18 protein-coding genes are annotated in these 19,200 nt (G+C 69.6%); 9 read left to right on the top strand and 9 right to left on the bottom strand.

Going from position 1 to position 19,200, the window contains the following annotated elements; translation table 11 throughout:
- Positions 1-79 precede the first annotated feature (79 nt).
- Positions 80-1,912 carry an alkaline phosphatase family protein gene (locus AC3WSN_RS00745; protein WP_492535657.1) on the top strand — a complete coding sequence of 611 codons (1,833 nt, stop codon included), beginning with the start codon at positions 80-82 and terminating at the stop codon, positions 1,910-1,912.
- 228 nt (positions 1,913-2,140) lie between these two features.
- Here AC3WSN_RS00745 and AC3WSN_RS00750 read toward each other — a convergent pair whose 3' ends face one another.
- From AC3WSN_RS00750 to AC3WSN_RS00760, 3 genes are all read right to left on the bottom strand, one after another.
- Positions 2,141-2,419, bottom strand: a complete 279-nt coding sequence (locus AC3WSN_RS00750) for a DUF2312 domain-containing protein (RefSeq protein WP_026604676.1) — start codon at positions 2,417-2,419, stop codon at positions 2,141-2,143.
- 123 nt (positions 2,420-2,542) lie between these two features.
- Positions 2,543-2,851, bottom strand: coding sequence for a DUF1244 domain-containing protein (locus AC3WSN_RS00755; protein WP_492535659.1), 309 nt, complete (start codon positions 2,849-2,851; stop codon positions 2,543-2,545).
- A 61-nt stretch (positions 2,852-2,912) separates the two neighbouring features.
- Positions 2,913-3,677, bottom strand: a complete 765-nt coding sequence (locus tag AC3WSN_RS00760; RefSeq protein ID WP_492535661.1) for an N-formylglutamate amidohydrolase — start codon at positions 3,675-3,677, stop codon at positions 2,913-2,915.
- Positions 3,678-3,855: 178 nt separating this feature from the next.
- Between AC3WSN_RS00760 and AC3WSN_RS00765 the strand changes: the two genes are divergently transcribed.
- From AC3WSN_RS00765 to pyk, 3 genes are all read left to right on the top strand, one after another.
- On the top strand, positions 3,856-5,175 hold the full coding sequence (locus AC3WSN_RS00765; protein WP_492535663.1) for a glycerate kinase type-2 family protein: 1,320 nt from the start codon (positions 3,856-3,858) through the stop codon (positions 5,173-5,175).
- Positions 5,141-5,623 (top strand): DUF1036 domain-containing protein, encoded by a 483-nt coding sequence (locus AC3WSN_RS00770; RefSeq protein WP_192706946.1) that lies wholly within the window; start codon positions 5,141-5,143, stop codon positions 5,621-5,623. The genes AC3WSN_RS00765 and AC3WSN_RS00770 overlap by 35 nt, the downstream gene beginning before the upstream one ends.
- 112 nt (positions 5,624-5,735) lie before the next feature.
- Positions 5,736-7,172: a pyruvate kinase gene (gene pyk / locus AC3WSN_RS00775; RefSeq protein WP_492535666.1), complete on the top strand. Its 1,437-nt coding sequence runs from the start codon at positions 5,736-5,738 to the stop codon at positions 7,170-7,172.
- 219 nt (positions 7,173-7,391) lie between these two features.
- Here the strand turns inward: pyk and AC3WSN_RS00780 are convergent, their stop codons facing one another.
- The 6 genes from AC3WSN_RS00780 to ubiG all read right to left on the bottom strand — a co-directional run bounded on the left by AC3WSN_RS00780 (position 7,392) and on the right by ubiG (position 11,577).
- Positions 7,392-8,411 carry an alpha/beta fold hydrolase gene (locus tag AC3WSN_RS00780; RefSeq protein WP_492535668.1) on the bottom strand — a complete coding sequence of 340 codons (1,020 nt, stop codon included), beginning with the start codon at positions 8,409-8,411 and terminating at the stop codon, positions 7,392-7,394.
- Positions 8,408-9,019 carry a tetratricopeptide repeat protein gene (locus AC3WSN_RS00785; protein WP_492535669.1) on the bottom strand — a complete coding sequence of 204 codons (612 nt, stop codon included), beginning with the start codon at positions 9,017-9,019 and terminating at the stop codon, positions 8,408-8,410. The genes AC3WSN_RS00780 and AC3WSN_RS00785 overlap by 4 nt, the downstream gene beginning before the upstream one ends.
- A 133-nt stretch (positions 9,020-9,152) precedes the next feature.
- Positions 9,153-9,278, bottom strand: a complete 126-nt coding sequence (gene ykgO, locus AC3WSN_RS00790; RefSeq protein ID WP_003601867.1) for a type B 50S ribosomal protein L36 — start codon at positions 9,276-9,278, stop codon at positions 9,153-9,155.
- A gap of 162 nt (positions 9,279-9,440) precedes the next feature.
- Positions 9,441-10,061, bottom strand: a complete 621-nt coding sequence (locus AC3WSN_RS00795; protein ID WP_492535674.1) for a PAS domain-containing protein — start codon at positions 10,059-10,061, stop codon at positions 9,441-9,443.
- A gap of 135 nt (positions 10,062-10,196) precedes the next feature.
- A complete protein-coding gene (locus tag AC3WSN_RS00800) occupies positions 10,197-10,769 on the bottom strand; it encodes a YbhB/YbcL family Raf kinase inhibitor-like protein (protein ID WP_492535676.1) in 573 nt (190 codons plus the stop codon).
- Positions 10,770-10,815: 46 nt separating this feature from the next.
- Positions 10,816-11,577, bottom strand: coding sequence for a bifunctional 2-polyprenyl-6-hydroxyphenol methylase/3-demethylubiquinol 3-O-methyltransferase UbiG (ubiG, locus tag AC3WSN_RS00805; protein ID WP_492535678.1), 762 nt, complete (start codon positions 11,575-11,577; stop codon positions 10,816-10,818).
- Positions 11,578-11,766: 189 nt separating this feature from the next.
- On the opposite strand from ubiG, the gene AC3WSN_RS00810 reads away from it, so the two are divergent.
- From AC3WSN_RS00810 to AC3WSN_RS00830, 5 genes are all read left to right on the top strand, one after another.
- Positions 11,767-13,002, top strand: coding sequence for an aspartate kinase (locus tag AC3WSN_RS00810; protein WP_492535680.1), 1,236 nt, complete (start codon positions 11,767-11,769; stop codon positions 13,000-13,002).
- 188 nt (positions 13,003-13,190) lie between these two features.
- Positions 13,191-15,452, top strand: coding sequence for a phosphoenolpyruvate--protein phosphotransferase (gene ptsP, locus AC3WSN_RS00815; RefSeq protein WP_492535682.1), 2,262 nt, complete (start codon positions 13,191-13,193; stop codon positions 15,450-15,452).
- 219 nt (positions 15,453-15,671) lie between these two features.
- Positions 15,672-16,757, top strand: a complete 1,086-nt coding sequence (gene prfA / locus AC3WSN_RS00820) for a peptide chain release factor 1 (RefSeq protein WP_192706955.1) — start codon at positions 15,672-15,674, stop codon at positions 16,755-16,757.
- 32 nt (positions 16,758-16,789) lie between these two features.
- On the top strand, positions 16,790-17,671 hold the full coding sequence (gene prmC / locus AC3WSN_RS00825; RefSeq protein ID WP_492535684.1) for a peptide chain release factor N(5)-glutamine methyltransferase: 882 nt from the start codon (positions 16,790-16,792) through the stop codon (positions 17,669-17,671).
- A gap of 420 nt (positions 17,672-18,091) precedes the next feature.
- Positions 18,092-19,165 carry a DUF4167 domain-containing protein gene (locus tag AC3WSN_RS00830; RefSeq protein WP_492535686.1) on the top strand — a complete coding sequence of 358 codons (1,074 nt, stop codon included), beginning with the start codon at positions 18,092-18,094 and terminating at the stop codon, positions 19,163-19,165.
- The last annotated feature ends 35 nt before the right edge of the window (positions 19,166-19,200 follow it).

Consider the following 19,200-nt stretch of genomic DNA (forward strand, 5'->3'; position numbering starts at 1 on the left):
GTCAGCATTCCTCGGATTCGTCACGCGCCTGTCATCGTTCAAGCTCACGCCGCTGCCCGGATCACTCGGAGATTCGGGTATGCGGCGCGTCATTCTTTCCTGTCTTGTCGGCTTGAGCCTCGCCGGATCGGCCCAGGCGCAGCCGCAAGCCCGCAACGTCGTCCTGTTCATCGCCGATGGGCTTCGCGACGGCATGGTGAACGCCGCGAATGCGCCGACCATGGACCGCCTGATGCGGGCCGGCGTGCGGTTCACCAATACGCACTCCCTTTTCCCGACCTTCACCATGCCCAACGCCACTGCGATGGCGACAGGCCATATGCTCGGGGATACCGGGCAGTTCGGGAACACGATCTACACGGCTTTCCCGGTCCCGGGTGCCGGCGAAAGCCTGACGCCGTTCCTGGAGAGCGACCCGGTCCTCGGCGATGTCGACGCGCACTTTGCGGGCAACTACCTCAACGAGGAGACGATCCTGCGCGCGGCCCACGCTCAGGGCCTCTCGACCGCCAGCATCGGCAAGCTCGGGCCGTCGCTGGTCTTCGACCACACGGCGCGTTCCGGACAGGACAGCATCCTGGTCGATGACAGCACGGGCCGGCCCGGCGGCATCCCGCTGGGCGAGGAACTCTCCACGCGTCTCGGCGCGGCCGGCCTGCCGGTCCAGGCGCCCGCGCGGGGTGCCAACGGGCAGGCCGGGACCGCGGAGACGCGCGGAACCCTCTCGGCGAACGTCGAGCAACAGAACTACTTCGCCGACGTGGCCACGAGGGCGGTCCTGCCGCTGTTCAGGGAACGCGGGAAACCGTTCGTGCTGGTGTTCTGGTCGCGCGATCCCGACGGGACGCAGCACAATCAGGGCGATAGTCTTGGGCGACTGGTGCCGGGGATCAACGGTCCGACCAGCCGCGCGGCGATCCGCAACGCGGACACCAACCTGGCCACGCTGCTTTCTGCCCTGAAGGAACAGGGTTTATCGGACAACACGGACGTGATCCTCACCTCCGATCACGGCTTCTCGACCATCTCGAAGGAGAGCGCGACCAGCTTCTCCGCGACGCAAGCCTACAAGGGCGTCCCGAAGGGTCAGATTCCGCCCGGGTTTCTGGCCATTGATCTCGCACATGAACTCGGGCTTGGCCTGTTCGACCCCGATGCCAAGGGCGCCAGTCTCGCCGCCGACGCCTTCCCCAGCCGGGCCAACGGCCTGATCGGCGCGAATCCGGCAAAGCCCGACGTGGTCGTCGCCGCCAATGGCGGCTCGGATCTGGTCTACCTGCCGGGCGGCGACAAGGCGCTGGCCCGCAAGGTGGTCGAGGCCCTGGCGCGCCAGGACTACGTGAGCGGCCTCTTCGTGAGTGCCGCCCTGGGGCCGATTCCCGGGACGCTGCCGCTCTCCGCCATCGCCCTCGACGGCTTGGCGCTGACCCCGATGCCGGCGATCGTGGTCAATTTCCGGAGCTTCTCGACGGGCTGTTCAGATCCGACGACCTGCGGTGTCGAGGTCTCCGATACCGGGCTGCAGCAGGGCCAGGGCATGCACGGCAGCTTCTCGCGAGCTGACACCCGCAACGTCATGGGTGCGATGGGGCCGAGCTTCCGCGCGGGCCTCGCGAGTCCGGTGCCGGCGAGCAACGCCGATCTCGGCAAGACGATCGCTCAGCTCCTCGGCCTCACGATCCCCGGAAAGGGCCAGTTGGTCGGGCGCGTCCTGACCGAGGCCCTTGCGAACGGCAGCACGCCGACCTTCGCCAGGGCGGTGCTCCGCTCGGAGCCGGATGCTGCCGGCCACGTCACGGTGCTGGCCTATCAGACGGTGGGTGAGACCCGCTACTTCGATGCTGCCGGATATCCCGGCCGCACCCTCGGGCTCGACATCCCCGCGCTCACGGCAGCCGCGGAGGCGCATTGAGCCTCACCCCCGTCGGTGTCGGGATCCATTTTCGGTCCCGGCTACTCGGTGGAGGGCAGAGAAGGCTATCCCGCCACGCCCTCATTTTGGCGTGGCTGCAGCGGGAAGCCGCAAGGGCGGTGAAGGGATCGCACGGCTGTCCGGGGGCCTCTTTCGAGGTCTCCGCTGCGCTCCGGCGCCTCTGGATGAGGGCCGCGCGTTGGATCGACGCGGTGCCGTGCGGCCCGACTAGGCCATACCGAGGGCCTGCATGTACAGCTCCAGGATCGCTTCCTGCTCCTGGCGCTCGCTGTGATCCTGCTTGCGGATCCGCAGGATCGTCCGCACGGCCTTCGCGTCGAAGCCGCGGCCCTTCAGCTCGGCGAACACCTCCTTGATGTCGCCCATGATGCCGGCCTTCTCCTCCTCGAGGCGCTCCAGGCGCTCGATGAACTGCTTCAGCTCGTCGGCCGCGACGCCCTCGGCCGAGGAGACGTCGCCGCCGGGCCGCTGGGCAGCGGTGGGCATCGAATGGGCGTTCATGGGGCTCTCCGAAATGCACGGCGCGGTTGCGCCCTGACCCGTGGTTAACGGGCCGGCCTTACCGGAAGCTTAGCCGATTCCCGGGTCGAGGGGGACCGCGACGCCGCGTCAGTGCCCCTTCGCCTGCTGAGCGGCGAAGCCCGCCTGCTGCTCGGCACTGGCCTCTTTCTGGTGCTGGGCCTTCCACGCGTCGTAGGGCATCCCGTAGACTGCCTCGCGGCTGTCATCCTTGGTGAGCGGGACGCCCTTCTCGTCGGCGGCATCCTTCAGCCAGTTCGACAGGCAGTTCCGGCAGAAGCCGGCGAGGTTCATCAGGTCGATGTTCTGCACGTCCGTACGGTTGCGCAGGTGCGCGACGAGGCGGCGGAACACCGCCGCCTCGAGTTCGGTCTGGGTCTGCGGGTCGATCTCGCTCATCGGTCGTGGTGCTTTCCGGTTCTGGCTGTCCAGCCGCATTTCGGGGCCATCCACCCGCGGATCAAGGCGCGATCAGCGGGCGCAGGATGCGGGCGAAGCGCTCGGCCCAAGCCTCCTGGCCCGCCTCGCCGGCGATCAGGTCCTGGCGGATCTCCACCAGCGCGTTGCGCAGGCCACGGGCGGTGGCGTGGCGGTCGATCGTGTCGCCCGGCAGGCCGCCGCCGTAGGGCTGGTTGTCGCCGACGGTCAGACCGGCCGGGTCGGCCTCAAGCGCCTGGATCAGCGGCCGGGCAAACCGCGCGTCACGGTCGTACAGAATCCCGACCTGCCAGGGCCGGGCGATGCCGCGCCAGTAGGGCGTGAAGCTGTGCATGGTCAGGATCGCGGGCGGCCGGCCGGCACGCTCTGCCGTGACTACCGCATCGTCGATCGCGGCATCGAAGGGCGCGTAGAACCGGGCGATCCGCGCCTGCTTGCCGGTCTCGTCGATGCGGGCATTGCCCGGCACGACGGCGCCATCGGAGAGCCGCATCACCAGCGTCGGGTCGGCGCGACCGCGATTCGGGTCGATGATCAGGCGGGAAAAGTTCGTGAGAATCGCGGGCGCATCGAGCAGGGCCGCCAGCCGCCGCGTCACCCCCGCCGCGCCGATATCGTACGCGATGTGCCGGGCGAACTCGGAGGCCGGCACGCCGAGATCGATGTCCGGCGGCACGTAGTTCGAGGCGTGATCGCAGGCAATGACCAGGCCGCAGCCGGGATTGCCGGGGATGATTTCGCAGGGGTGTACAGGCGATAGGGCCGCTTCTGTCTCCGGGCGGGTCACGGGGCTCCGAGGTCTTCAGTTCTGTGCGAGGGCGCCGATGGCGCTTGCCGTGGCGCGGCCGCTCGGGCAGATCACCTATCAAGGATCGTGCGCTCACGGCAAGAAACGGGCCCGCCGCCCTCGGAAGAAACGGGCGGGGATCGCGCGATATAATCGAGAGAGGAGCCCGTCCGACGCCATGACCGAGACCGTTCCGCCCGTTGCCGATCCGGCCATCCAGGCGCAGCGCGCGCTGCTCGAGACGATCCTGACGGCCGCCATCCGCGCCGCCCATCCCGATCTCGCCCTACCGCCGCATCTGCCCGCGCCGAGCCCGGGCCGGCTGATCATCCTGGCCGCCGGGAAGGCCGCGGGCAGCATGAGCGCCGTGGCGAGCCGGTTCTATCGGCAGCAGCATGGGCTGGGCGACGACCGGATCGTCGGCCTCGCTGTGGCGCGTCACGGCTACGGGCAGGAGGCGCCGGGAATCCACATGGTCGAGGCAGGCCACCCCGTTCCCGACGAAGCCGGCATCGCCGCCACCAAGGAAGCGCTCCGCCTCGCCACGGAGGCCGGCCCGGAGGACGAGGTCCTGGTGCTGCTCTCGGGCGGCGGCTCGGCCAACTGGATCGCGCCGGCCGGCGACCTGACGCTGATCGAGAAGCAGGCGATCACCCGGGCCATGCTCCGCTCGGGCGCGCCGATCGGCGAGATCAACACGGTGCGCAAGCACATCTCCCGCATCAAGGGCGGGCGCCTCGCCCTTGCCGCCCGCAACGCCCGACGGATCCTGACGCTGGCGATCTCGGACGTCCCGTTTGACGATCCGGCGGTGATCGCCTCCGGCCCGACGGTGCCGGATCCCTCAACGCTCGCCGACGCCCGCGCGATCTGCGAGAAGCGCGGCATCCCGCTGCCCGAGGAGGCGGTGCGTCTCCTGAGCGATCCGAACAACGAGACGCCGAAGGCCGGCGATCCGGCCTTCGCGCGAGCCGAATACCGGATCATCGCGCGCCCGATCGATGCCCTGAACGCGGCCGCCGAGACGGCCCGGGCCGCGGGCTACGAGCCGGTGATGCTGGGCGCGGACCTTGAGGGCGAAGCCCGCGCGGTCGCGGCCGAGCACGCGGTGGAGGCCAAGCGCCATAAGGCGGCCGGGCGGCGCGTCGCGCTGATCTCGGGCGGGGAGCTCACCGTCACGATCCGGGGCGACGGCAACGGCGGTCCGAATCAGGAATACGCGATGGCGCTCGCGGTGGCGCTCGACGGGGAGCCCGGCATTTTCGGGATCAGTGCCGACACGGACGGCACCGATGGCGGCCGGGGCCTCGCCACCGACCCGGCGGGCGGTCTGATCGACCCCACCACCCTGGCGCGCGCGAAGGCCGCCGGCCTCGACCCGGCCGCGATGCTGGAGCAGAACGACTCAACCGCGTTCTTCGCGGCCCTCGGCGACCTCGTGAACCCCGGCCCGACCCGTACCAATGTCAACGACTGCCGCATCATTCTCGTCAATTAGGCGTCGCGCCCCGGCGGCTCAGGTTCTTCCAGCACTAACGGCATGCGGTCTCGCGCTTCTCTGCGCGACACCGGCGCGAGCGGACCTACGCCTGTGCAATCAGACCGGCAGCAAGGTCGGGATCTCGCTGGGCTACCGCGACCCGCAGGGCTGGGTCACGGAGGGCTGGTGGGATCTCGCACCGAAAGCCTGCGAGACTCTGCTCAAGGGCGCGCTGGCCGCGCGGTTCTACTACGTCTTCGCAGTCGACTACACGCGCGGCGGCGAGTGGAGCGGGCGCTCTCTGATGTGTACCCGCGATTCGGAATTCACGATTCGCGGCAACGAGGATTGTCTGGCCCGGGGGTACGATCGTAACGGCTTCTTCGAAGTCGATACCGGCGAGCAGAAGAGCTGGACGATTCAGCTTACCGACCCCAATCGGGCCGACGCCCCCGCGAAACCCTGACGTGACGACAGCGCTCTTGACGCTGTCCGGTCTGGGATGCTCACACCCGCATTAAGAACAACGTCTCGGCAATGCTTAAAGGCTTGCCATAAAAACATTTGGAGGATGACGCTTGAAACGCTCGCGCCGCACGAAGATCGTTGCCACCCTGGGCCCGGCCTCCGATTCGCCGGAGATGATCGAGCGGCTGTTCCGCGCGGGCGTCGACGTCTTCCGGCTCAACATGAGCCATCTTCCGCGGGAAAAGCTGCCCGAGAAGGTCGAGGCCATCCGCACGATCGAACGCGAGGCGAAGCGGCCGATCGGCATCCTGGTCGATCTGCAGGGACCGAAGCTGCGGCTCGGCACCTTCGCGGAGGGTGCCGCGATGATCGAGGCCGGGGCCACCTTCGTGCTGGACGGCGATACGACGCCCGGCGACGCCAACCGGTGCCACCTGCCGCATCCCGAGATCCTCGAGGCGCTTGAGCCGGGCCACGCGATCCTGCTCGACGACGGCAAGTTGCGGCTCTCCGTGGTCGAGACGTCGGAGAACCGGGCCGTCACCCGCGTCGAAGTCGGCGGGCGCATCTCGAACCGGAAGGGCGTGTCGCTGCCGCACACCGTGATCCCGGTGCCGGCGATGACCGAGAAGGACCGGGCAGACCTCGATGCCGGGCTGAACGCTGGCGCCGACTGGATCGCCGTGTCCTTCGTCCAGCGGCCTGAGGACGTGGCCGAGGTGAAGAAGGTCTGTGCCGGGCGCGCCCTGGTCATGGCCAAGATTGAGAAGCCGCAGGCGCTGACACGGCTCGACGAGATCCTGGAGATCTCCGACGGGCTGATGGTCGCCCGCGGCGACCTCGGCGTGGAGATGCCGCTCGAGCAGGTTCCGGGCGTGCAGAAGCGCATCACCCGTGGGGCGCGGCGCTACGGCAAGCCCGTCGTCGTGGCCACGCAGATGCTCGAATCCATGATCACGGCGCCCGTACCCACGCGCGCCGAGGTCTCGGACGTCGCGACAGCGGTCTACGAGGGCGCGGACGCCGTGATGCTCTCGGCCGAGAGCGCCTCCGGCGCCCATCCGATCGGCGCCGTAGAGACCATGAACCGCATCGCCGAGCAGGTGGAGCGGGACCAGATCTACTGGTCGATCATCCGGGCGCAGAGTGCGACGCCCGACGAGACCGCGGCCGACGCCATTGCAGCCGCCGCGCACCAGATGGTCGATGCCCTGAACCTCGACGCGATCATGGCGTGGACCAATTCCGGCTCGACGGCCCTGCGCCTCTCCCGAGAGCGCCCGAACGCCACCGTGATCGCGCTGACGCCGCGGCGCGAGACCGCGCGGCGCCTGGCCCTCGCCTGGGGCACGCATCCGATCGTCACCAAGGACGCCAGCGACGTGGACGACATGTCGTTCCGCGCCGCCAAGTTCGCCGTGCGCGAGAAGTTCGCCGCTGTCGGCGACCGGGTGATCGTGGTGGCGGGCCTGCCGTTCGGTACCCCCGGGGCGACGAATCTCGTGCGTCTCGCCTTCATCACCCGCGAGCACGCCGAGAAAGCCTGACGAGTCCTCGCGCACCGTCATCCCGGGGCCGCGCAGCGGAACCCGGGGTCCAGAGCCGCCAATGGGCCACGTATAAGCAGCGACAGCGCGTCTGGATTGCGCGCCACCGGCGTGCTCTTCCGGGTCCGGGCTCGCCTTTGGCGCCCCGGACTGACAACGGAAAAAGCTGATCGAAAGCAGTAGCCGGCAAGGGTAAAACGAGACTGATCGGCCCGCGGTTCAGCGGGTCGCGGCCGGCATGGCACTGACCGATTTCTTCACCTCGGCGGAGAGCCGAACGATCTCGTCGGTCACGCGCTCAGCGGCCACGTACTGGAGCATGTGGCCGATCCCTGGAAGCAGCACGAGCCGCGCCCCCGGGATCGCCTGCGCCAGCGGCACCGCCTGCATGTCGCTTCGGACGATCGTGTCGGCTTCGCCGGAGATCACCAGCGTCGGGACGTGGATCGTGCGGTAGCGCGGGCTCTGCGCCGCGAGCGCCGCCGACAGGCCGAGCAGGTCCTGCACGTTGGCGAGCAGCGTCCCCGGTCGCAGAACCAGATCGGCGCGCGCCAGTTGCGGGTAGTCCGGGTTCGCCGCCTGGGGCTGGAACACGCGGCGCGCCGCCTCCGACAGGAAACGCTGCGCCAGAGGCGGTCCGATCGTGCGGCTGAGCAGCCAAGCCACCGGCGGCTTCACGGCGAGCTTCCAGTACCAGGGCAGGTCCGGCATCCGGTCCGGCATGGGCATTGCCACGGGTGCGGCGAGGGCCAGGGCGGAGACCCGTTCGGGGTGATCGAGGGCCAGGGCCAGGGCCAGGGAGCCTGCCCAGGAATGGCCGAACACGAGCGCCGGGCCGACGCCCAGGCGTTCCAGGGCCTCGGCAATCAGCCGCGCCTGCACCGAGGGGGCGGCGGCCTCGGCACCGGCGATCCTGTCGCTCCATCCGAAGCCGGGCCTGTCGAACGCGACGACCCGGAAGCCCTGTGCGGCGAGCCGGCGGCCGATGCCCTCCATCGGGTCCGAGGCATTAGCCGAGGCGCCGTGCAGGAGGACGACCGGCGGGCCTTCTGCCGGCCCGTCCTGGATCGTGGCGAGGCGGCCGCCGGTCACCGCGACGAACGGGCCTGCCGGAGGATGGGCGGCACCGACCCGGAGGCTGATCGCGAGGCTCGCCAGCGCGCCGACCGCGAGGACCAATCCGGCGACCGCGAAGGGCAGGGCCAGGATCGTGAGGAGAACGGCGAACACCCGGGTCACAGGTCGCGGCCGTCGACCTCCGGGGCGAGGCGGTCGATCGCCTCGCCAATCTTGTCCATCTGCGGGTAGAGGGCACGCGCCCGTCGGAAGGCCGCGAGCGCCCGCGCCTTGTCGTCGTTCGCCTCGTAGATCCGGCCCAGGGCCATCCAGGCCTCGAAGTGGCGCGGCTCGAGCACCAGCGCCCGCTGTAGGTCGGCGATGGCGTCGTCCTTGTCGGTCAGAAGCCAGAACACCGTCGCCCGCCGGTTCCACCCCTCGGACCAGTTGGGCTCCAGGGCCGTTACCCGGTCCATCAACTCGGCGGCGAGCGCGAAGTCGTGGGCGGTCACGGCTTGTCGGGCGCGGTCGGTGAGCAGGTCGGCGGTCGGACTTCCGGAGCCGGCGAGCCGCCGCTCGATCAGCCGGGCGATGCCCTTGGCCTCGGCGGGATCCTCGCTGGCGCGCAGCCGGGCGAACAGGTCGTCTAGGCTCGGCGGCTTCGGTACCGGCTTCGCCTCGGGCGCCGCGCGGGCGGGCCGGTTCGTATCCGCCGCTGCCAGTGCATTCGTCGCCCCCATGGCGAGTGCCGAGAGACAGACGAGGGCGACGCGGAGGCGGAGCGGCATCATCGCGTCAGACTGAGCGCGGTCACCGTGCCCGTCAACGTGCGTTGGTGCCGCGCAAACGAAAGCAGCCGCGGCCCGGCTGGGCGCGGCTGCTTTCGATGCGACGAAGCTGGCTTGCAGGCCGGCCGCGTCGTCCTCAGCCCTGGCGGGCCTTGAAGCGCTTCTGGGTCTTGTTGATCACGTAGACCCGGCCCTTGCGGCGCACGAGTTGGTTGTCGCGGTGGCGGCCACGCAGGGACTTGAGGGAGTTGCGGATCTTCATGGGTCTCTCGAGCCCGGAGGGCCGTCCATCTGTAGGGTGTCGGGAACGTGGTCACGAGGCAGGACGCGCAGTCGCGTCCGGCGATCACGGCACACGCATCGCGGAATGGCGCCGCCTTATCAGGATTCGCCCCCGCTAGGCAAGGCGTCGCAGGGCGAGGGATCAGTGGATGCTGTCGAGGTCCGGCACCGGCGGCGCGCTCACGAGTTGCCGCCCGATCTCATGCAGCAGCGCCTCCAGCAGCGGCTTCAGCCGTTCGAAGCCCACCCGGGGCAGGCCGGCCTCCGCCGATGAGAACAGGGCCAGCGCGAGTTCGGCCACCCGGTCGAGCCCCCCCGCCGAGGCGTCGGTTACGCTGAAGGCGGCCTCATCCAGGAATCCGTCGCGGCTGCTCTCGGTGACGTCGATGACGATCCCGCGCGCCTCGCTCACGACCCCATCTCCGTTCTGGCCGAAGCGGCCACGCGCCAGAACCCACCGGACGTCGCCCGGCTCCGGAACGGTCCGGTACTGCGCGATGTAGAGCCCGCCGTTGCGGCGAAGGTCATCGACCAATGTACCGATGCGCCGCTGATCCTCCCGGTGGATCCGATCCAGGAACAGCGCGAAGGTCGCGCCACGATCACCGCGGGCCTGTGGGACGCCCAGCATCGACGCCGCGGCGGCGTCGCAGCGCAGGACGTCGTCCGCGATGTGCCATTCCCAGGTGCCGACATCCGACGCCGCCAGCGCCCGCGCCACGCTCGCGCTGCCGCGCCGCTTCGTCCGTGCGTCGACGGCCACGGGCTTGATCTCCGATCCTGGTCCAAGATGCTGACCCGACAGGGCAAGCTTGGTCGACACAATACCGACGTGTCGGCGACGGCACAACGCCGCGGCAGGCCGGTCCGTGGCAATCCTGCCCGTTCCCGAGGCAGCTCAGGAGCGCGCGTAACCTCCGGTCAGGTGTCCCTTGGCGAGCATGTGACCCTGCATCGCCTCGATCAGCGCACCGCGACCCGGCTCGTCGGCCAGATGAAGCGGCTGCCGCAGGGCATAGATCTGAAAGACGTAGTCGTGCCGTCCGTGCCCGCTCGGCGGATCCGGGGGCAGCCATTCGGGACGCAGGAAGCTGTTCCGGCCCATCCGCTGTGTGCTGCTCGGGCGGCCGGGACTCGGCAGCGCGCCTTCATCGAGGCCCGCCGACTCGGGCGGAAGATTCCAGGCGATGAGATGGACCAGCGGCTGCGGCGTCGGGCTGCCGGCATCCTCGACAAGCACGACCAGGGCGGCGGTGCCGGGAGGCAGGCCGGTCCAGGCCAGCGGCGGGGAGACACCCGCGCCGTCCGCGGTGAACCGGGCCGGCATGTCCGCCCCGTCGACGAAGGCGGGACTCGTCAGCGTGAGCGTCTCCGGGACGTCGGCGAAGGCCGCGTGAGAAGCCGTCTTCTCCCGGCCGGCCTTCAGGCCCGACAGGGCCTCCCCGATCACGCTGGGTATCTTCTCGAGCATCGCCGGTTCCTCCGCCGCCGACCCAACGGCGCGCGGCTCCTCCGGTTCAGCCCCGATGCGCGGCCGCGACCATATAGTTCACCGCCGTGTCACGCCCGGTGCGCCAGCCGTCGGTGAGTGGATTGTAGACCACGCCGACCGTGTCGGTGACGGCGAGGCCGCCCGCCCGGACCGCCCGGCCGAGCTCGTCCGGCGTCACGAACTTCTCCCAATCGTGCGTGCCGCGGGGGAGCCAGCCGAGCACGTATTCGGCTCCGACGATCGCCAGCGCGAAGGAGCGCATCGTCCGGTTGAGGGTCGCGGCGAACAGCATGCCGCCGGGCTTCACGGCGGAACAGGCGGTGCGCACGAAGGCGGGCATGTCCGAGACGTGCTCCACGACCTCCATGATCAGCACGGCATCGAAGCTGCGACCGGCGGCGACCACGGCCTCGATCGTCTCGCCGCGGTAATCGACCGGCACGCCGGCCGCTTCGGCATGCGCCCGGGCCACCGCGATGTTCTGCTCCGCCGGATCGAGGCCCGTCACCGTGGCGCCCAGCCGCGCCAACGGTTCCGACAGAACGCCGCCGCCGCAGCCGACATCGCAGATCGTGAGCCCGTCGAGGGGGAAGGGCGCCTGCGGATCACGGCCATGATGCCGGCAGAGCGCATCGCGGATATAGGCGAGCCGCACCGGGTTGAATCGGTGCAGGACCCGCATCGGACCGGACTCGTCCCACCAGGTCGCCGCGAGGGCGTCGAAGCGCGCAACTTCGCCGCGATCGACGAAGCCTTCCGAGGGGCGGTCCGTGGCTGGCCTGTCCATGCGTGATCCGTTCGAGAGGTTCTGCCCGCGCCTTAGCACGCGGGCGCGCTGGAAGTCGCCGCGGCGCGCGGGCGCCATGCTTGGCAGGTTGTTGACACTCTACCGAGCCGCTTGTACCCGCCGGGCACCGTCCGGGCCGGGCTGAAGCGCTCCGTCCAGTCGCCACCGGGAACCCGCGATCAAGAGACCATGCCCCGTCTGGTGATGAAATTCGGCGGCACGTCCGTCGCCACCGTCGATCGCATCCGCAACGTGGCGCGCCACGTCGCCCGCGAGGTGGCGGCCGGCTACGACGTCGCGGTGATCGTGTCCGCCATGTCGGGCAAGACCAACGAGCTGGTCGACTGGGTCAAGGACGCCAACCCGCTCTACGATCCGCTCGAGTACGATGCCGTCGTCGCCTCAGGTGAGCTCGTCACCGCGGGCCTCCTGGCGATCGCGCTCCAGAAGGACGGGATCAAGGCCCGCTCCTGGCAGGGCTGGCAGATTCCCGTGATCACCTCGGACGCGCACGGCTCGGCGCGCATTGCCGAGATAGACCCGAAGAACCTCGCGGCGGGGTTCGCCCAGGGCGAGGTGGCGGTGATCGCCGGCTTCCAGGGGATCCACGCCGAGACCGGCCGGGTCACCACCCTCGGGCGCGGCGGATCGGACACCTCGGCGGTGGCCGTGGCGGCCGCGATCGGCGCCGAGCGCTGCGACATCTACACCGATGTCGACGGGGTCTACACGACCGATCCGCGCATCGTGCCGAAGGCCCGGCGCATGGAGCGGGTGACCTTCGAAGAGATGCTGGAGATGGCCTCGCTGGGGGCCAAGGTGCTGCAGGTCCGCTCGGTGGAACTCGCCATGGTCCACCGTGTACCGACCACGGTCCGGTCCTCCTTCGATCCGCCGGACGCCGCGCGTCCGGGCACCCTCATCTGCGACGAGGACGACATCGTGGAACAGCAGATCATCACCGGGATCGCCTTCTCCCGGGACGAGGCGCAGATCACCCTGCGCAAGGTCAAGGACAGCCCCGGCGTGGCTGCGGCGATCTTCGGCCCGCTCGCCGACGCCAACATCAACGTCGACATGATCATCCAGACCGTGTCGGGCGACCAGTCGACCACCGACATGACCTTCACCGTCCCGTCCGCTGAGTATGAGCGTGCCCGGAAGATCCTCGACGAGGCCCGCACGCAGATCGGCTACGCGCAGATCGAGGGCGCCACCGACGTCGTGAAGGTGTCGGCGATCGGCGTCGGCATGCGCAGCCACGCGGGGGTCGCCGCGAAGGCCTTCCGCGCTCTCGCCGAGAAGGGAATCAACATCCGCGCGATCACGACGTCGGAGATCAAGTTCTCCGTGCTGATCGATGCTGCCTATACGGAGCTTGCCGTTCGCACGCTTCACTCGCTATACGGCCTCGATCAGGCCTGAACCTGGACGACGCGGTTTCGAGCGGGTCGCGCGGTTTGAACTGAACAGTCACGGGCCGGTCCGTGGGATCCAGAGCGCCTCTGGGCCTAGCGGCACGGTCCATCCGGCGCCGGCCGTCCCGAACTTGGCGCCAAGGTTGCAGGGTGGTCGACGCCAAGGCCATTCACCAACGCTGGAACGACGAACCGATGCCCGCTGCGCCCGGAGGCCCGCGCCTGCTGCTGCGCCGCCTCCGCGAAGCGATGGCGGAGCCGGTCAGCCCTCAGGCGCGCCTCGACCGGATCGTCGTCCTGATCGCCGCCAACGTCGTGGCCGAGGTCTGCTCTGTCTACGTGCTGCGGGATGACAACTCCCTCGAGCTGTTCGCCACCGAAGGTTTGAACCGCGAGGCGGTCCACCAGACCCGGATGCGCACCGACGAGGGCCTCGTCGGCCTGATCGCGCGCACGGCCGAGCCGCTCTCCCTGTCCGACGCGCAGAACCACCCGGCCTTCTCGTACCGGCCGGAGACGGGCGAAGAGGCCTACCACGCCTTCCTGGGCGTGCCGCTTCTGCGGGCCGGCAACACGCTCGGCGTCCTGACGGTCCAGAACAAGACCTACCGGGTCTACTCCGAGGAGGAGATCGAGGCGCTCCAGACCACCGCCATGGTGCTCTCGGAGATGATCGCCTCGGGCGAGCTGGAGGGCTTGGCGCCGGATGCCGGCACGGCGGCCCGACGGCCAGTGCTGTCGCGCGGCATCGCGCTCGCCGATGGTATCGGCCTCGGCTACGTGGTCCTGCACGAGCCCCGCGTCGTGGTGAAGACCCTGATCGCCGAGAACGTCGATCGCGAGGTCGCCCGCCTCGACGAGGCGATCGAGGAGGTCCGCTCCGCGATCGACGCGCTGGTGGAGCGCGGCGACCGGATCGGCACCGCCGAGTCGCGGGAAGTCCTCGAAACGGTCCGCATGTTCGCCCACGACAAGGGCTGGCTCCGGCGTATGCGCGAGGCCGTGGCCTCGGGTCTCACCGCCGAGGCTGCCGTGGAGCGGGTCCAGTCGGACAACCGCGCCCGCATGATGCGGCAATCCGATCCGTACCTGCGCGAACGGCTGCACGATCTCGACGACCTCGCCAACCGGCTTCTGCGCACGCTGATCGGCTCCGAGGCGGCGGGCACGGTCGTGCTACCGGAGAACGCCATCCTGGTGGCGCGCACCATGGGGCCGGCGGCCCTCCTCGACTACGAGGCCTCGACGCTGCGCGGCATCGTCCTGGAGGAGGGCGGTCCGACCAGCCACGTCGCCATCGTCGCGCGGGCGCTCGGCATCCCGGCGGTCGGCGAGGTCGAGAACGCCACGGCCCTGTGCGATGCCGGCGATGCCATCATCGTCGACGGCGTGGCCGGCGAGATCCACGTCCGGCCCGGGCCCGAGGTCGAGGCCGCCTATGCCGAGATGGTGCGCCTGCGTGCCCGTCGGCAGGAGCAGTACCGGGCGCTGCGCGACGTCCCGGCCCAGACCCGTGACGGCGTGCGCGTCGGCCTGCATCTCAATGCCGGCCTGCTGGTCGATTTCAGCCACCTCCAGGAAACCGGTGCCGAGGGGGTCGGCCTCTTCCGCACCGAGCTGCAGTTCATGGTCGCGCAGCGCATGCCCTCGGCCGCCGAGCAGGAGGAGCTGTACCGCAAGGTCTTCGCGGCCTCGGCGGGGAAATCCGTCACGGTCCGCACCCTGGATATCGGCGGTGACAAGATCCTCCCGTACATGGCCAAGCTCGAGGAGGAGAACCCGGCGCTCGGCTGGCGGGCGATCCGGATCGGCCTCGACCGGCCGGCCCTCCTGCGCATGCAGCTGCGCGCCCTTCTGAAGGCCGCCGACGGCGACCCGCTCAAGATCATGTTCCCGATGGTCGCGACGGTCGACGAGTTCGTCCGCGCCCGAGGCATCGTCGAGCGCGAGAAGGCCTATCTGAAGCGCCACGGCTATCGGCTCCCGACCGAGTGCCGGCTCGGCGCCATGATCGAGGTTCCCTCGCTCCTGTTCCAGATCGACGAGATCGCCCGCGAGGCCGACTTCCTCTCCGTGGGCTCGAACGACCTGATGCAGTTCCTGTTCGCGGTGGATCGCGAGAACCGCCGCGTCGCCGACCGCTTCGACCCGCTCAGCGTCGCGGCGCTCAGGGCCTTCCGGCTGATCGCCGAGCGGGCGAACGCCGCCGGCTGCCCGGTGACGGTCTGCGGCGAGATCGGCGGGCGACCCCTCGACGCCATGGCACTGATCGGCCTCGGCTACCGCGACCTGTCGATGTCGCCGGCCGCCATCGGTCCGGTCAAGGCGATGGTGCTCAGCCTCGAGGCGCGGGCCGTGGCCGAGCTGATCGATGCGGAGATGTCGCGCATGCACGATGGCGATTCCCTGCGGCCGGCGCTCACCGCCTTCGCACACGCCAACGGCGTCCCTATCTAAGCGCGTACGCGACCCTTGCCGAACATTCGGCCGGGGTTGTACGGCAACGCCACGACGATCTCGGTCGACGCGCCACGGCTTCCGCTCTCGAACGGAACAGGCGTGGGAAGGGGGAAGTCTTGCCGGGTCGAGAACCCTCCGAGCCACACCCTCTCCCGCCCGAGACATGACCCGCGTCCGGCACTGACCGCCGCGCGCAGACCTTTAGAAACACGGGCGATGATCCCCTTTCCAACTGAGCGCCTCGACGCCATCCTGGCGCGGCACGATATCGTCACCGCGCAGCTCGGCTCGGGCGAGATCGATCCCGAGCTGGTGGTCCAGCTCTCGCGCGAGCTGTCCGACCTCGATCCAGTTGTGGCGGCGATCCGCGTCTATCGGGCATCCCTGGAGAATCTGGCAGGCCTCGAAGCGCTGATCGACGAGCCCGGCACCGATTCCGAGATGCGGGCGCTCGCGGCCGAGGAGAAGCCGGACGCCCAGGAACAGCTGGAGGACGCGCACCGCGCGCTCCAGCTCCTGCTCCTCCCGAAAGATGCGGCGGACGAGAAGAGCGCCATCCTGGAAGTTCGCGCCGGCACGGGCGGCGACGAGGCGGCCCTGTTCGCGGGCGACCTGTTCCGCATGTACGCGAAATACGCCGAGTCGAAGGGTTGGCGCGTCGAGGTGATCTCCGAGAGCGAGGGAACCGTCGGCGGCTTCCGCGAGGTCGTGGCCGAGGTGAAGGGCCGGGGCGTCTTCGCGCGGTTGAAATTCGAGAGCGGCGCGCATCGGGTGCAGCGCGTACCCGATACCGAGACGCAGGGGCGCATCCATACCTCGGCCGCCACAGTGGCTGTGCTGCCCGAGGCGGAGGATGTCGACATCGTCGTCAACGATGCCGATCTGAAGATCGATACGATGCGCGCGCAGGGTGCCGGCGGGCAGCACGTCAACAAGACCGAATCGGCGATCCGCATCACGCACCTGCCGACCGGTATCGTGGTGTTCGTTCAGGAGGAGCGGTCGCAGCACAAGAATCGCGCCCGCGCAATGGCGCTGCTGCGCGCCCGGCTCTACGACGCCGAACGCAACGCCAAGGATTCGGCCCGCGCCGCCGACCGCAAGGCGCAGGTCGGCTCCGGCGACCGCAGCGAGCGGATCCGCACCTACAACTTCCCGCAGGGGCGGGTCACCGATCACCGCATCAACCTGACCCTCTACAAGCTCGAGGAGGTGATGGCCGGGACTGCCCTCGACGAGGTGGTGGACGCGCTGATCACCGAACATCAGGCGGAACTGCTGGCCGCCGAAGGCATGGCCTGAGCGGCGCCGTGACGTCCGGGTCGAGCCTTGGTTTGTCGCGCCGCGCCGCACTCCGGCGCGGATCGGCACTTCTGGCCGACGGCGGAATCGCGGAGGCGGCCGGCGATGCCCGGTTCCTCCTCCTCGGTGTTTTGGGCCTGGAGACCCACGACCTCGTCCTCCACGGTGACCAAGTCGTCAACCCGGACGAGGCGGCATCCTTCGACGCCGCCTTGACCCGGCGGCTCGCCGGAGAGCCCGTCGCCCGCATCCTCGGCGCCTGGGAGTTCTGGGGGCTGCCGTTCCGGCTCGCACCCGAGACGCTCGTGCCCCGCCCGGATACCGAGATCTTGGTGGAGGTCGCCCTCGCTGCCGTCGCCGACCGAACGTCGCCCCTGCGCTGCCTCGATCTCGGCACCGGGTCAGGATGTATTCTCACGGCGCTCCTGTCCGAACTGCCCGGCGCGTTCGGCATCGGCGTCGACCGCTCCGAGGCGGCGGTGGCGGAGGCCCGGCACAATGCCGCCGCGAACGGGGTCGGCGACCGGGCTGCCTTTTTCGTCGGAGATTGGTGCGACGCAGCGCAAAGCTCCTTCGACCTCATCGTGTCGAATCCCCCCTATATCGGGCGGAAGGTGATCGCGACGCTCCAGCGGGAGGTGCGGGACCACGATCCGATCGCCGCCCTCGACGGCGGCCCGGACGGGCTTCAAGCCTATCGGCGTATCCTGGATGGGATTGGCACGCGGGTGTTGCTTGCCGCGGGCGGTACGCTCGCCGTCGAGATCGGCTACGACCAGGCCGAGACGGTGCGGGCGCTGGCGCAGGCGAGCGGTTTCAGCGAACGGGGCCTGATCCGCGATCTTGCCGGCCACGACAGGGTTCTGAGCTTCGGCCTGCGGGAGGGTCTTCTCTCAGGCCACAGGGATGCCTAAGTGTCGACGGACGATCCCGGCACCGAAAAAACTCTTGTTGCATCAACCGCGGAACGCTAGAGTCGGCTTGAAGATCGCGAACGGTTCGTTAAGACGGACGACCATATGGTTGGTGGCGACCGCGTGTCGCCGACGGGTTCGCTGATCCCCCAGAGACGTTGAATCAGAGCGCGCCTGTGATCGCGCGGCGGTTTGACGGCATTCGAATCTGACAATCGACTGGTTGCCGGCGTCAGGTCCGGGCGCGGTGCGAGGGATGGTCAGACAGGCGCGCCGGTCGCAAAGCGGCTGCACGCGCGGCGCCGCCGGGTGCGCTTGGCCGGAGTGCGTCACGAGATCCTGAGACGGGCGCCTCCAAAAACAGTCGTTTGCGTGAACGAGGGTCATTACAGACCGATGAGACCAAACCAGAATCGACGGATGCGCGGCCGGAATCGGCCGAAGGGTCCGAATCCGCTGACGCGCTCGTACGAATCCAACGGTCCCGACGTTAAAATCCGCGGCACCGCGCAGCACATCGCGGACAAGTACGCGCAGCTCGCACGCGACGCGCTGGCGGCGGGCGACCCCGTGGCGGCCGAGAACTACTTCCAGCACGGTGAGCACTACTTCCGGATCGTGTCCGGCGCTCAGGAGCAGAACCGCCCGGCCAATACCGGCGGCTATGCCAGCCGGCCCTACGACGACGAGATGGACGAGGGCGACGACGAGGGTCAGGGCAACGGCCCGTCCCAGAACGGCCACGCCTATAACGGCTACGACGAGGGCGATCCCGGTCAGCAGCCGCAGCCCTACGAGAATCGTCCGGACCTGAACCAGGACGGTCGACAGGGCCGGGACCGGTTCCAGAACCGCGACCAACGTCGGTTCGACAACAACGGGCGGCAGGATTTCCGGCGGCAGGACCAGCCGCGTCAGGATTACCAGCGCCAGGATTATCCGCGGCAGGATTTCCGCCAGGACCGTCAGGACCGCCAGGATTACGGCCGTCCCGATTACCGGCAGGACCGGCAGGACCGGCAGGATAATCGCCAAGAGAATCGGCAGGACCGGCCGGATAATCGCCAGGAGAACCGGTCCGATGCGCGGCAGGACAATCGTTCCGATAACCGGGGCGATCAGGGCCGCTACGACAATGGCCGCGGCGAAAATCCCCGGTCCGACAACCGGCAGGAGGCTCGTCCGGAAGGCCGGCCTGAGCGCGCGCCTCGCGGCGAGGCCGTGCGCCAGGGCGAGCCGGCGCCGCGCCGGGAGCGCCGCCGCGAGGCTGCGCCCGTGGCGGTCGCCGAGGATCCGGCAGGCCTGCCGGCTTTTCTGATGACTCCGCCTCGGCCCGCCCCGGCAGCCGAGCCGCCGGTCTCCGCCGAGCCGGAGGTCCCCGCCGACGAGATACCGGCCGCCAAGCCCCGCCGCCGCCGCCGGCCGCGCTTCGAGAGCGTCGCCGCGGAGGAGGGTGGCGCCGGGACGGCCGCCGAGGATGTGCCGAACGAGTAGGCGCACGGCCGATCGACGTCGCATGATTGACAGGG

This window comes from Methylobacterium sp. FW102-HT35C08 (genome assembly GCF_058790235.1).

Coding starts and splice junctions, on each gene's coding strand:
- AC3WSN_RS00745 (WP_492535657.1), top strand. CDS start 80: ATGCGGCGCGTCATTCTTTCCTGTCTTGTCGGCTTGAGCCTCGCCGGA.
- AC3WSN_RS00750 (WP_026604676.1), bottom strand. CDS start 2,419: ATGCCCACCGCTGCCCAGCGGCCCGGCGGCGACGTCTCCTCGGCCGAG.
- AC3WSN_RS00755 (WP_492535659.1), bottom strand. CDS start 2,851: ATGAGCGAGATCGACCCGCAGACCCAGACCGAACTCGAGGCGGCGGTG.
- AC3WSN_RS00765 (WP_492535663.1), top strand. CDS start 3,856: ATGACCGAGACCGTTCCGCCCGTTGCCGATCCGGCCATCCAGGCGCAG.
- AC3WSN_RS00770 (WP_192706946.1), top strand. CDS start 5,141: ATGTCAACGACTGCCGCATCATTCTCGTCAATTAGGCGTCGCGCCCCG.
- AC3WSN_RS00785 (WP_492535669.1), bottom strand. CDS start 9,019: ATGATGCCGCTCCGCCTCCGCGTCGCCCTCGTCTGTCTCTCGGCACTC.
- ykgO (WP_003601867.1), bottom strand. CDS start 9,278: ATGAAGATCCGCAACTCCCTCAAGTCCCTGCGTGGCCGCCACCGCGAC.
- AC3WSN_RS00800 (WP_492535676.1), bottom strand. CDS start 10,769: ATGCTCGAGAAGATACCCAGCGTGATCGGGGAGGCCCTGTCGGGCCTG.
- ubiG (WP_492535678.1), bottom strand. CDS start 11,577: ATGGACAGGCCAGCCACGGACCGCCCCTCGGAAGGCTTCGTCGATCGC.
- AC3WSN_RS00810 (WP_492535680.1), top strand. CDS start 11,767: ATGCCCCGTCTGGTGATGAAATTCGGCGGCACGTCCGTCGCCACCGTC.
- ptsP (WP_492535682.1), top strand. CDS start 13,191: ATGCCCGCTGCGCCCGGAGGCCCGCGCCTGCTGCTGCGCCGCCTCCGC.
- prfA (WP_192706955.1), top strand. CDS start 15,672: ATGATCCCCTTTCCAACTGAGCGCCTCGACGCCATCCTGGCGCGGCAC.
- AC3WSN_RS00830 (WP_492535686.1), top strand. CDS start 18,092: ATGCGCGGCCGGAATCGGCCGAAGGGTCCGAATCCGCTGACGCGCTCG.